The sequence below is a fragment of the Corynebacterium pseudopelargi genome (assembly GCF_003814005.1).
GTDB classification, from domain to species: Bacteria; Actinomycetota; Actinomycetes; order Mycobacteriales; family Mycobacteriaceae; genus Corynebacterium; species Corynebacterium pseudopelargi.
In genome coordinates this window covers 817,984-830,730 of the sequence record NZ_CP033898.1, presented here as the reverse complement: position 1 = coordinate 830,730, position 12,747 = coordinate 817,984, and the positions used below count along the sequence as shown (strand labels likewise).

General features: G+C 58.1%; 10 protein-coding genes. All 10 read right to left on the bottom strand.

Annotated elements, in window-relative coordinates:
• Window positions 1-33 precede the first annotated feature (33 nt).
• Entirely contained in the window at window positions 34-3,186 is a 3,153-nt protein-coding gene (gene ileS, locus CPPEL_RS03960) for an isoleucine--tRNA ligase (protein ID WP_123959920.1), read from the bottom strand.
• Between the two features lie 316 nt (window positions 3,187-3,502).
• A complete protein-coding gene (locus tag CPPEL_RS03955) occupies window positions 3,503-4,465 on the bottom strand; it encodes a DivIVA domain-containing protein (RefSeq protein ID WP_123959919.1) in 963 nt (320 codons plus the stop codon).
• Between the two features lie 302 nt (window positions 4,466-4,767).
• The gene (locus CPPEL_RS03950) at window positions 4,768-5,067 is read right to left on the bottom strand and encodes a YggT family protein (RefSeq protein ID WP_123959918.1); all 300 of its coding nucleotides are present in this window, start codon (window positions 5,065-5,067) and stop codon (window positions 4,768-4,770) included.
• Window positions 5,068-5,229: 162 nt separating this feature from the next.
• Window positions 5,230-5,670: a cell division protein SepF gene (locus CPPEL_RS03945; protein ID WP_123959917.1), complete on the bottom strand. Its 441-nt coding sequence runs from the start codon at window positions 5,668-5,670 to the stop codon at window positions 5,230-5,232.
• Window positions 5,671-5,825: 155 nt separating this feature from the next.
• Window positions 5,826-6,563 carry a peptidoglycan editing factor PgeF gene (gene pgeF, locus CPPEL_RS03940; RefSeq protein ID WP_123959916.1) on the bottom strand — a complete coding sequence of 246 codons (738 nt, stop codon included), beginning with the start codon at window positions 6,561-6,563 and terminating at the stop codon, window positions 5,826-5,828.
• A 3-nt stretch (window positions 6,564-6,566) separates the two neighbouring features.
• Entirely contained in the window at window positions 6,567-7,811 is a 1,245-nt protein-coding gene (ftsZ, locus tag CPPEL_RS03935; protein ID WP_123959915.1) for a cell division protein FtsZ, read from the bottom strand.
• A 181-nt stretch (window positions 7,812-7,992) separates the two neighbouring features.
• Entirely contained in the window at window positions 7,993-8,640 is a 648-nt protein-coding gene (locus tag CPPEL_RS03930; RefSeq protein WP_123959914.1) for a cell division protein FtsQ/DivIB, read from the bottom strand.
• The gene (gene murC / locus CPPEL_RS03925) at window positions 8,640-10,064 is read right to left on the bottom strand and encodes a UDP-N-acetylmuramate--L-alanine ligase (protein WP_123959913.1); all 1,425 of its coding nucleotides are present in this window, start codon (window positions 10,062-10,064) and stop codon (window positions 8,640-8,642) included. The genes CPPEL_RS03930 and murC overlap by 1 nt, the downstream gene beginning before the upstream one ends.
• An 84-nt stretch (window positions 10,065-10,148) precedes the next feature.
• A complete protein-coding gene (murG, locus tag CPPEL_RS03920; RefSeq protein WP_123959912.1) occupies window positions 10,149-11,201 on the bottom strand; it encodes an undecaprenyldiphospho-muramoylpentapeptide beta-N-acetylglucosaminyltransferase in 1,053 nt (350 codons plus the stop codon).
• Window positions 11,202-12,737, bottom strand: coding sequence for an FtsW/RodA/SpoVE family cell cycle protein (locus tag CPPEL_RS03915; protein WP_123959911.1), 1,536 nt, complete (start codon window positions 12,735-12,737; stop codon window positions 11,202-11,204).
• Between the last annotated feature and the right edge of the window lie 10 nt (window positions 12,738-12,747).

Below are 12,747 nucleotides of genomic sequence, written 5' to 3'. Positions count from 1 at the left end.
CGAACGCTGGGTCGAACACAATATCGAAGCAGGCTATACCTTGTGCAAGGTAGCGCTGACGCCAGGGATGATGTCCTGCTCGCCTGCAGGGCTGTCTGCACCTAGCACCTCGAAGGAGGTGGCAAGCACTTCCTTGGCAATCATGTCTTGGTGGCGCTTGGCCCACTCAACCTTATCGGCCACCAACACCACCTCAATGCGATCGGAGACTGCAAAGCCCTTGACCTTGCGCGCATCTTGCAATCCGCGCACCACGTCGGCAGCCCAGCCTTCTGCCTCGAGCTCCTCGGTGACCTCAAGGTCGAGCACCACGAGCCCATCCACACCATCGATGCGGGCGGTGTGATCGGGGTTCGCAGCAACGAGGCGCTCGCTAAATTCCCCTTCGCGCAATTCGATGCCATCGGCTAGCACCACGTCGCCGCGGCGCTCATAGTTGCCGGACTTGACTGCCTTGATGGCCTTTTGCACATCCTTGCCCAAGCGCGGCCCTGCCACCTTGGCATTGACGGCCACCTCGAAACGGCCCACAGCATCAACATCGGAGGTAAGCACCACTTCCTTGACGTTGACTTCATCACCGATGATGGCCTTGAAGGGCTCGAGGCGCTCGGCTTGAGGCAGCGCCACGGTGAGCTTGGCCAGCGGCAGGCGGTTGCGCAGCTTATTTGCCTTGCGGATGCTGCTGGTTGCCGAGCACACCTTGCGCACATCGTCCATGGCGGCCACCAGGGCGTCGTCTGCCGGGAAGTCTTCGGCATTGGGGTAATCCTGCAGGTGCACAGAACGCCCACCGGTGAGACCACGCCAGATCACCTCGGTTGCCATCGGCAGCAGCGGAGCTGCAACGCGGGTGAGGGTTTCAAGCACCGTGTACAAGGTGTTGAAGGCCTCGGGGTGTGCCTGGTCGCCTTCCCAGAAACGCTCGCGGGAACGGCGCACATACCAGTTGGTCATGGCATCGCAGAACCAACGCACCTCGTCGCAAGCCCGAGCAATATCGGTGTTATCCAAAGCCTCGGTGGTGTTTGCCACCAGGTCGTGCAGCTTGGCCAAGATGTAGCGATCCAGGGTGTTGGTGGAATCCACCGACCACTGAGCAGGCTTGGAGGAATAGAGCTGCAAGAAGGAATAGGCGTTCCACATGGGCAGCAATGCCTGGCGCACGCCCTCGCGGATGCCCTGCTCCGTAACGATGAGGTTGCCGCCGCGAAGGATGGGGCTGGACATGAGGAACCAGCGCATCGCATCGGAGCCGTCTCGGTCGAAGACCTCATTGACGTTGGGGTAATTGCCCTTAGACTTGCTCATCTTCAGCCCGTCATCGCCGAGCACGATGCCGTGGGCTACGACCTTCTTAAACGCTGGGCGATCAAACAGCGCCACAGAGAGCACGTGCAGCAGGTAGAACCAGCCGCGGGTCTGGCCGATGTATTCGACAATGAAATCTGCCGGGTTGTGCTCTTCGAAGAACTCCTTGTTCTCGAAGGGATAGTGGAACTGCGCAAAGGGCATGGAGCCTGAGTCGAACCACACGTCGAGCACGTCGGGCACGCGACGCATGGTGGACTTGCCCGTTGGATCATCAGGGTTCGGGCGGGTGAGCTCGTCAATGTAGGGGCGGTGGAGGTTCTTTGGCCTCACACCAAAGTCTTGCTCCAGCTCGTCGAGCGAACCATAGACATCCACGCGCGGGTACTCATCGTTATCCGATACCCACACCGGGATGGGTGAGCCCCAGTAGCGCGAACGGGAGATGTTCCAGTCGCGGGCATTTTCAAGCCACTTACCAAATTGGCCATCGCGGATGTGCTCGGGCATCCACTCGATTTCCTGGTTGAGCTCGACCATGCGCTCGCGGATCTTTGTCACGTTGACAAACCAAGAAGGCAGCGCCATGTAGATCAGCGGTTCACCGGAGCGCCAGGAGTGGGGGTAGGAGTGCTCGATGGTTTGGTGGCGCACTACCCTGCCGGCGGCTTTGAGGTCACGAATGATGTCTTTATTGGCATCAAACACGAGCAAACCGGCATATTCAGGCACCTCGTTGGTGAATTTGCCATCGAGATCCACCGGGATCACCACGTCGATGCCGGCCTCTTTACAGGTGTTCATATCGTCTTCACCAAACGCCGGTGCCTGGTGCACGATGCCCGTACCGTCTTCGGTGGTGACGTAATCGGCTGCCAAGATTTGGAAGGCGTTGGGCTGATCCTTGAAGTAATCAAAGATCGGCTGGTATTCGAGGCCTACAAGCTCGCTACCTTTGAGCGTTTGTAGCAACTCATAATCGCCGAGTTCCTTGGCGTATTGCCCAACAAGTGCCTGCGCCAGCAACACTCGCTGGCCTTCAAGCTTGTCGACGCAACCCGCACCCGGAGCCAGCAGTACGTATTCAACCTCTGGGTTGACGGCAAGGGCGAGGTTGGAAGGCAAGGTCCAGGGAGTCGTGGTCCACGCAAGCGCGAGTGCTCCCACGAGATCCTCATCGGCTGCCGCACCTTCTTTTACCCCAGTGATGGGGAAGGTCACGGTAAGCGTTGGGTCTTGGCGCATCTTATAAGAGTCGTCCAGACGCGTTTCCTGGTTAGAAAGTGGGGTGTGCTCGGCCCAGGAATATGGCAGAACGCGGAAGCCTTGGTACACCAGGCCTTTTTCGTAAAGCTGCTTAAAGGCCCAGATCACCGATTCCATATAGCCGGGATCCATGGTCTTGTAGCCGTGCTCAAAGTCCACCCAGCGTGCCTGCCGGGTGACGTATTCTTCCCACTCCTTGGTGTAGCGGAGCACCGAGGTAGCGCAGTAATCATTGAACTTGGCCAAACCCATTTGCTCGATTTCGCCCTTGTCCTTGATGCCGAGCTGCTTTTCGGCCTCGAGCTCTGCTGGAAGGCCGTGGGTATCCCAACCAAAGACGCGGGGCACCATGTAGCCGCGCATGGTTTGGTAGCGAGGAACAATATCTTTGACGTAGCCGGTAAGCAGGTGGCCATAGTGTGGCAGGCCGTTGGCAAAGGGAGGGCCGTCATAAAAGACGTATTCCTTATTGCCCTTGCGGTTATCGATCGTTGCCTGGAAAGTATCGTCTTGCTTCCAATAATCCAGCACTTCGCGTTCCATATCAGGGAACTTGGAAGATCCACCCGTCATATCTACGCGCGGATATACGCTGCCAACATCACCCATAACGTGCTCCTTCATAACTTCGTATTTGTTGGCAGGGACGCGGTTTCCCACGCGGTACCACCCTGCTTGAGTAGTGCAAGCTACTCCGCTTCGTTATGAAGGAGATGACGGTCCCACCCGTTCGGTTCTACTCCCCCGGTGTGAAGCCATAAAGGCCTCGAGGTTTCTTCCGAAGGCTCCCCGGTGATTGCCGGATCAAAGCCATACGGTCACACACTATAGCGCATCTTGGCCTCATTGTTTCAGCGCCAAGGAAAAAGAAAGCAGCCCCACCTTCTTCGGCGGGGCTGCTTCTAGGAAGCCTTAGGGCTTGTGATTAGCGACCTTCAGGTGCGGAGGTGCTGCGGCTTTCAAGATCCTCCAACTGGCTTTGCAGGAGGGTCTTGAGGCGAGTGCGGTACTCACGCTCGAAGGTGCGCAGCTCTGCGATGCGGGTTTCAAGCGCATTTTGCTGCTGCTTCACGGTAGCCATGATCTCGGTGTGCTTGCGCTCGGCATCTGCCTGCAGGGCGTTAGCCTTGTCTTCGGCCTTACGTACCTGAGCCTCAGCCTGAGCATTGGCATCGGCGATGGTCTTTTCGGACTTCTGCTTGGCCTCAGAAACCATGGTCTCGGAGCGCTGCTTTGCGTCGGAAAGCTGTGCGTGTGCCTTCTGCTCTGCTTCTTCGACGGTGCGCTTGGCACGCTCCACGGCCTCGCGGACGCGCTTATCTGCGGCCTCACGGGCCTCAGTGAGCATGGAGTCGGACTCGCTGCGCGCATCGGAGGTGAGGCGATCGGCCATCTCTTGGGCAAGCGAGAGCACCTTGGCGGCCTGCATGTGAGTCTCGGCGCTGGCCGGCTCATCATTGGCAACCGGTGCTGCTGCAGCAGCGGCCTGTGGCTGAGCGCTCGAAGACTTAGCGCGACGAGCCTCTTCCTGAGCCGACTTCAGTTCCTTGCGGGCACTGGCAAGTTCGCCCTGTGCCTGCTCTGCGGCGCGGCGGGCGTCGGCAAGCTTGCCTTCGTACTCGGCCTTGAGCGAAGCCTCGATTTCCTCGCGGATCTTGGACTCGTCGGCGGAGGCAGCGGTACGAACAGGCGCGGGAGCCGACTGGCCCGATTCTGCCTTCAGCTCCTCAACCTGCTGACGGAGGTCCTCGTTTTCTTCCTGGATCTCCGCAAGCGTGTCCTCAACCAGGTCAAGGAACTGGTCAACCTCGTCCTCGTTGTATCCGCGCTTGCCGATCGGTGGCTTACTAAAAGCGACGTTATGCACATCGGCTGGAGTCAGCGGCATGGAGCTCTTCCCTTCGAGATGGTTCTTCGCTCCCAGGCAACGCCCAGGAACAATATGTGTCTTTGTCCAAAATATCGCACAACCGGAAGATTGTGGGAACTTTGCACAAAATTCATCAAATATTGTGCACTGATACTCGGTTAGGCAACCACGTATCACTACATCTAGTTGTTTCCACTGAAAGTTTAGCGAACCTTCCTGGTGCTTTCCTACATTGACAGGCAAATTACCTAGAAAAACTTAGAAAAGCCCAGGTCGCGGATAATTAAAAACCTCCGCATACCTCAGGTTCAAGCTCAACCTTATATAAATTGTGCTTGCAGCACACGCAGCAAGATGATCAAAAGCTGGATTCCGAAGAACAACACCAGGATGGAAACGTCTAACGCAACTTGCCCAAGACGCAGCGGCGGAATCCAACGACGCAGCAGACGCACCGGCGGATCGGTGAGCACGAAGAAGAATTCGGCAATCACCATAAACCAACGCGGCGCGGTAAAGCGGCGCGAAAAGGACTGGATCATCTCAATTAAAATGCGCGCAATTAAGATCCAGGTGTAGATGGTGAGGAGCAGAATCAGGATGTCAAAAACTAGACTCACGAGGTTCCCACGATTTCTATTTCTATTAGCTGAACACCGGCATTCTACATGAGCAATCCCCCACCACCTTCTTTTTAGCGCTGAGGGACACTCGCACAGCAGGTGATGGGGGATGCTCGTTACAGCAGAAGCTCTTGAGGTTTGGAAAAACCTTCTCGGTGATTAGTGCACGCGAGCAGAGCGACGAAGATCGTCTTGGTTAAGATCTTCTGCCTGCGGAGGACGAAGACCGAACACCATGTTGTCCAGCTTCCACAGATCACCATCGACTGCCATGACCAGACCAGCAGAGAAATCCACAAAACGCTTTGCTTCATCGCGAGGCAGGTCGCGCAGATCCAGCACGATGGCGTCACCATCGCGGAAAGCCTCACCCACGCGCTTTGCATCGCTGTAGGAGTGAGCGGTGATGTTCACAATCGAAGAAGGGTATGCCGCGCGTGCATCTCGGCGATCATAAGCCTCATAGCGGTCGTAGGAACGCTCTGGAGCGTAGCTCGAGGTGTGCTCGTAGCGAGGCTCGCCGTAGTAGGCATCCTCTTCATAGGCCACGGCCTCGTTATCGAGCCCGAAGAATTCCTTGGTCCTCTTCACAAATGACATCTGTGTCCCTTTCGGTGTTCACCTGCTGGGTGAACTGCTTCTTTGAAAAAAGTGTGTGTGTTGCTTTTGCTCAGTTCAAGCGTTGCTGCTTGCTTTAAAACCTAACCGCCATGCAGGCGAAGTTGCGCGAATGACACGGTGAAAAGATCAAACTTTTAGTGAATCTTTTCGCTTGCTTGCTCGGGCAACCACACCACACCCGCCTGGCGGCCGGTCGTGCCTTCTCGACGGTAGGAAAAGAACGTCTCATCCTCGATGGTGCAGCGAGGGTCCGAGTACACATTGCGCACCCCTAGCCCATAGAGCTGCACTACAAGGCCACGTCGCAGATCCAAACCGGTAGTACCGGCCTTGGTTCGAACCATCGATCCCGGCAGGTGCTGTTCTACATCCCTAGCCATTGGCTCCGGCACCTCATAGTTGCTGCCTGAGGCCGCAGGGCCGAGCAGGGCGTGGATATCTTCAGCCTTTGCCCCTAATTCCACCATGGTGCGCACCGTGGCCGGCACGATGCCATTTCTAGCACCCATACGCCCAGCATGGACTGCCGCGATTACTCCGGCGTGATGGTCAGAAAGCAAAATCGGCACGCAATCTGCCACCAGCACCCCAAGGCCAACGCCCCTGAGCGTGCTCACGATGGCGTCGCAGGCCTCGATTGGCTCGGGCTGATACTGCTCTACTACCTGCACGGTGTTCGAGTGGATTTGCTCCATCCACTGGATCTTTGGCAGATCGAGGATTCTTTGCAGGCGCTCACGATTGGCCGCCACATGCTCTGGATCGTCACCAACATGGGTTGCCAGATTGAATGAGGCATAGGGCTTAAGCGAGACCCCGCCCGCTTTGGTGCTAAATACCTTGCGGACGGGGCGGTCGTTTCCAGTGCTCATGTATTAACGGAGGAAGTCCGGGACGTCGATATCGTCTTCGTCACCGCGGTTATAGCGATCGCTGTAGGTATCGCGGCGTTCCTCGCGGTTGGTAAACAGACCGGAGCGAGAACCGTAGTGTTCGCGCGAATCGCCACGCTGTGGCTCCTGGCGGGAAGCCTCATAGCGCTGCGGATCTTCATCGCTGAGTGCATGACGGGGGCTTGGCACCTCGTCCTGCTGGAACAAGGAGCTCGACTCCGGTGCGGGAGTAGGCGAAGGCGCTGCCTGCTCTGGCTCCTTCTTGGAGGGAAGCTTGTTTTCTACACCATTAAAGCCGGTGGCAATGACGGTAACGACAACTTCATCGCCGAGGTTATCGTCGAAGATCGTACCGAAGATGAGGTTCACGTCGTCGTCGGCAAGCTCGGAAATCATGCTGGATGCATCGTTGACTTCCTGCAGGCCAAGATCGGAACCACCTGCAACGGAAAGCAGCACGCCGGTAGCGCCTTCCATGGTGGCCTCCAGCAATGGCGAGTTGATCGCTTGCTGGGCTGCCTCAAATACGCGGTTATCGCCAGAAGCAGAACCAACGCCCATGAGCGCGGAGCCGGCATCGGCCATCACGGAGCGAACGTCTGCGAAGTCGACGTTGATCATGCCGGGGATGGTGATGAGGTTCGTAATACCCTGCACACCGTTGTAGAGCACCTGGTCTGCAGCGCGGAAGGCTTCATCCATGGTCAGATCAGGATCGCCCATTTCCAGCAGACGCTGGTTGGGGATCACGATGAGGGTGTCGCATACCTCGCGCAGCGCCTGGATGCCCTCCATGGCCTGGCGGGTGCGGCGCTTGCCTTCAAAGTTGAAGGGGCGGGTAACAACACCAACGGTCAGCGCGCCCATCTTCTTAGCAATGCTGGCAACCACAGGGGCCGCGCCGGTGCCGGTGCCGCCGCCTTCGCCTGCGGTAACAAAGACCATGTCGGCACCCTTGAGGGTTTCTTCGATCTCGGATTTGTGGTCTTCTGCGGAGGTGCGGCCAACCTCGGGGTTGGCGCCCGCGCCGAGGCCACGGGTGGCTTCGCGTCCGATATCCAACTTGACGTCGGCGTCGGAGAACATAAGGGCCTGGGAGTCGGTGTTCACGGCGATGAACTCCACGCCCTTGAGGCCTTCTTCGATCATGCGGTCAACAGCATTGACGCCACCGCCGCCGACACCGACGACCTTTATGACGGCGAGGTAGTTATCTGGGGAAGTCATGAGCGAGGCTCGCCTTTCTTTGTACAAGTTTATTGCTAGCTATGCGTCTCACCGCCACTGGAAACGACCCTGGGTTGGCGATGCATTACAACCATCTTGAACGACGCGGAGCAAAATGTGGCGGACATTTTCCCGCGTGTCGAGACCCTAAACTTCTACTTGAGACTTTTGACCTGCGGTTTTAGCGCACCGCAATATCGGGAGCGGCACTGATATCAACGAATTGTTCCTCGCGGCTCAACGCCGCCTTCATCGCCACGGCCTTATTGTGAGTGTTGTCTAAAGAACCCCAGAAAATGGTGTGGCCATTGTCCAACTTCAGCGAAATGGCGTTGGGGTTATTGGCCTCGATCTCGGCGATTCTTTCCCGTTGAGCAGGATCAATAGCTGCAAGCACCTCGGCAGCGGCCTCCTGGGAGGCTTGGTCATCACCAACAACCTTGGTGGCGCCAGCAGGATCATCGCTGATCAAAAACACCGTGCCCTCGGCGTTGAAGATGTGGTGCCCATCGGATTTATCGATGTAGCCAACAGGCTGATGCTCCGATACTTCGATGACGACGGTATCGGGCAGTTGCTTATGCACAGAGACCTTGGCCACCCACGGCAATTGGCTTACTCGGGTAGCCACCTGCTTGCTTGAAAGCGGCAGAAGCTTAGCGTCACTTGGGATATCAGCGGCTTGCTCAATTTCTTCCACGCTGCTGCGCTGATTGCCCTCAACTTTAACGTTGTTGGCCACAAACAGCGGAGAAAACCACGCTATCGCCGCCAGGATGGCTGCTACTAGCACCAGCAGCACGAGGCTAAGCCATACCCGCTTCGACATTAGGCTTCCTTCAAACGCTTCAAAATCTCATCGGCAAGCATGGTCACGCTGCCAGCACCGATGGTCAAAATCATGTCTCGTTCTTCTGCAATCTCTGCCACGCGTTCGGGCACATCTAAGAAGGTGGGCTCGAATACGGTCGGGATCGTCATCGACTCGGTGATGATCCGCGAGCTCACTCCTTCTACCGGCTCCTCCCTGGCGCCGTAGATGTCGAGCACCACGGCGGCGTCGGCAAGCGAAAGTGCTTGGGCGAACTCATCAGCAAACTCGATGGTGCGCGAATACAGGTGAGGTTGGAATACGGCAATGATCTTGCCGCCACCAATGGCCTCCTGGCGCTCACGGGCTGCGCGGAGCACCGCCTCGACCTCAGTGGGATGGTGGGCGTAATCGTCGTAGACCAAGGCACGCTTGGCGCGGCCCTGGCTTACTTCACCATGGAATTCGAAGCGACGGCGCACACCAGAAAAATCACAAATACCCTGAGCCAGCTCCTCCAAGTTGCCGCCAGCCAGCACACCAGCGGTGAGCGCTGCTGCGGCATTGAGCACCATGTGGGTACCAGGAATGCGCATCAACACTTCGGTGTGCTGCTCCCCCACGCGCAAGGCACAGCGGGTTCCTGCTGCTTCTACCTGCATGGACTCCACCACCGTGTGGGCAAGCTCGGGATGGCGGCTCGCTGCCTCACTGGTGCCATAACCTAGCACATTGATCTTGTCTTTAAAGCGCTCGCCCAAGGCCGCCGCGTGGGGATCATCCAAGCAGACCACCAGGGATCCCCCTTCGACGATCCTCTCGGCGAAATCTTCAAATACCTTGAAGTAGGCGTCTTCGGAACGGAAATAATCCAAGTGATCCGGCTCGATATTGGTCACCACCGCAACCGAGGGCTTGTAGCGCAACAAGGAAGCATCAGATTCATCGGCTTCCGCCACGAAAGCGCTGCCGGTGCCGTGATGGGCGTTGGTGCCGGCCTTATTTAATTGGCCACCAATGGCAAAGCTGGGATCAAGCCCTGCAGCCTGCATCGCCACAACCGTCATCGAAGTGGTGGAAGTTTTGCCGTGGGTACCAGCAATGAGCACCTGCTGGTAGCCCTCCATGAGCTCGCCTAGAAGATCGGAGCGTCGGATCACGGGAATGCCGGCGTCTCGCGCAGCCACCAGCTCAGGGTTGTACTGAGGAATCGCGGCAAAGGAAGTGACCACGACCGTGGGCAGCTCGCCGCAGAGTTCGAGATTTTCCTTGGCGTGGCCCACCGCAATCTTGGCTCCCATGGAACGTAAGGCCAGCAGCGGGCGAGAATCTTTGACGTCGGAGCCAGATACGGTGGCACCACGGGCGAGCAAAATGCGGGCAACGCCCGACATGCCTGCACCGCCGATACCGATCATGTGCACGCGGCTGAGGTCGATCATGAGCTTGGGGTGTCCTTCATCCTGGGGGTCAAACGCTGTTGTTTGCAACGTTCTAGGGGCAATCTTGCTGGGATCTGGCGTTGATTAGTCTTCGCTGGTGATATGCACGACCATGTCGGCGATATGCTCTGCGGCATTCGCGCCAACGCTTTCTTTGGTCTGCTTGGCCATGCTTGCGCGAAGCGAATCATCACCCAAGATTCCGGTGACGTAGTCTGCAAAAGCCGTGCCGTCGAATTCTTGGTCCTCTACCAACTGCGCCCCGCCAGCTTGCACAACCTGCAAGGCATTGAGGCCTTGTTCGCCATTGCCGTGCGGCAGGGGCACATACACCGCTGGCACACCGGCCGCGGTATTTTCTGCCACCGTCATGGCACCAGCGCGGCAGACCACCAGCGAGGCAATGGCATAGGCTGCAGCCATGTCCTCGATATACGGCACAGGCACATAGCCCTCGCGCGCTTGAGGGGCAGTGTTTTTCTTGCCATAGGAGTGCAGTACCTGCACGCCTTGCTCGAGTACCCGATCCAAACCTTCGGCAACAGCCGAGTTAATAGAGGCCGCACCTTGAGAACCACCGGTGACTAACACCACGGGACGCTGCGGATCCAGGCCCCAAAGCTTTAGGGCGCGGTCTTTGGCATCGGGATCTTCCATGTTGCGGATGGGAATGCCTACGACTTCGCCTTTCATGCCCGAATCCGGCGCGGCATTAAGCCCCATGCCGCCAAGCCACACGCCGAGCTTATTGGCCATACCGGCGCGAGCATTGGCCTCGTGCACCAGCATTGGCATGCGCAAGGACCTTGCTGCGATATAGGCAGGTGCTGCCACATAGCCACCGAAGCCGATCAAGACATCGGCCTGCTTGAGCACCTCGCGCGATTGGCGCATGGCCTTCCATACGCGACGCGGTAAACGGAGTAGATCCATGTTGAGCTTGCGCGGCACTGGCACTGGTTGGATAAGGGCCAGCTCGAAGCCTCGTTCGGGCACGATGGTGGTTTCTAGGCCTCGTTCGGTACCAAGGGCAATCACTTCAAAGCCGCGCTCGCGAAGCGCTTCTGCTACTGCCATGGCTGGCTCGATATGGCCTGCGGTTCCTCCGCCTGCAACGACGATCTTCCTGTGTTGCATCTAGCGCCTCCTGCGGTCGCGATGTGGGGCGGGGCGTTGCCCCCGTGAACGGTTATTCAGGCTACCAGCGCCACCTTCGGATCGGCGCGAGCGATTGCCCGAAGCTGTATCTTGGGCGCTCTCAGCACCCGGGCGGGCCTGGCTGCGACGTGGATTTACCCGCTCCGGGGTAACACGCTGCGGGCGCGTTCTTCCTGCTTCGCGGCTTGGTGCTGGCCTGCGCCGAGCCTCTTGCCTGCTGCCAGAAGCAGAAGAAGCTGCCTTGGCGCGGACCGATTTGCTCGCAGAGATGCCTTCTAATGAGGGCTCAGGTAAACCAACAAGCCTGTCAAGGGTTGGCCTGCCATAAGAGCGCATGGCAGAGATTGCCTCTGGCTCATGGCGTGCACAGCTAAGCAACAGGCCCATGGCCGTGAGCGTAATAATGGCCGAGGTACCACCGGCGGAGATCAGTGGGAGCTGAATACCGGTCACCGGCACAAGCCCCACCACATAGGCCATGTTGACAAAGGCCTGCACCACCACCGATGCGGTAAGCGCACCGGCGAGCAGTGAGAGGTACATGTTGGAGCAGCGCTTGGCGGTGCGGAATCCCACCACGCCTAGGGTGGCGAATAGTCCAACGATGACGGCGGCGCCAACAAAGCCGAGCTCCTCGCCCACCACGGCGAAAATGAAGTCGTTTTTTGCCTCCGGCAAGTAGAACCACTTGGCGCGTGATTGGCCTAGGCCCAGGCCGGTGAGGGAACCGTCGGCAAGCGAAAGGAAGCCCTGATAGGACTGGTATGCCTTACCGGAGGTGTCGTCGAAACGCCCGAAGAGGGCATCGAAATACACCGCGATGCGGTCGCTGCGGTAGCCACCGCCAACGGAGACCATCACGATTGCGCCGAAGGCGGCGATGACGGTGCCCCACACCATGCGCCCATCCAGGCCGGCGAAGACTGATACGGCAAACACCACGATGAGGAAGGTCACGGCCATGCCGGTGTCGTGCTCCATGGCGATCAAGCCACACATGGCAAGGCTGACGCCAAGGAACCAGTACATGCGGCGATTGAATTCCTTGGTGCCCGGTTCGCCATTGGCTAGAAAGCTCGCGCCCCAAATGGCGATGGCAATACGGGCTACCTCAGAAGGCTGAAAAGAAAGCGGACCTAACACCAGCCAGGATTGGGAACCCACCTGCTCATAACCGGTGCCAAGCGGGGTGAGCACCAAAATGAGCAAGGCCACAGACACGACCAAAAATGGCAAGGCCATGCGGCGCACCGCACCCGGTGGGACCCTCAAGGCAAGCCAACCGGCACCCAAACCGAGGATCACCATGATGGTTTGACGCAGCGCAGTAGTCCATGCGCTGCCGCCAGCCGAGATCGACCACGTCATGGAACTCGAGGCCACCAGTGTCACACCGATGACGGTGAGCAGCCCGATGACGATGATCAGGATGTAGTAATCGGCCAGGGGGCGGCGCCTGGTTTCACGCAGGCGCGAACCAACAGCCTTTGCAATGGTGTTCAACCCCTGTGCCATGGTGTCTCCT

Coding starts and splice junctions, on each gene's coding strand:
- ileS (WP_123959920.1), bottom strand. CDS start 3,186: ATGGGTGATGTTGGCAGCGTATATCCGCGCGTAGATATGACGGGTGGA.
- CPPEL_RS03955 (WP_123959919.1), bottom strand. CDS start 4,465: ATGCCGCTGACTCCAGCCGATGTGCATAACGTCGCTTTTAGTAAGCCA.
- CPPEL_RS03945 (WP_123959917.1), bottom strand. CDS start 5,670: ATGTCATTTGTGAAGAGGACCAAGGAATTCTTCGGGCTCGATAACGAG.
- pgeF (WP_123959916.1), bottom strand. CDS start 6,563: ATGAGCACTGGAAACGACCGCCCCGTCCGCAAGGTATTTAGCACCAAA.
- ftsZ (WP_123959915.1), bottom strand. CDS start 7,811: ATGACTTCCCCAGATAACTACCTCGCCGTCATAAAGGTCGTCGGTGTC.
- CPPEL_RS03930 (WP_123959914.1), bottom strand. CDS start 8,640: ATGTCGAAGCGGGTATGGCTTAGCCTCGTGCTGCTGGTGCTAGTAGCA.
- murC (WP_123959913.1), bottom strand. CDS start 10,064: ATGATCGACCTCAGCCGCGTGCACATGATCGGTATCGGCGGTGCAGGC.
- murG (WP_123959912.1), bottom strand. CDS start 11,201: ATGCAACACAGGAAGATCGTCGTTGCAGGCGGAGGAACCGCAGGCCAT.
- CPPEL_RS03915 (WP_123959911.1), bottom strand. CDS start 12,737: ATGGCACAGGGGTTGAACACCATTGCAAAGGCTGTTGGTTCGCGCCTG.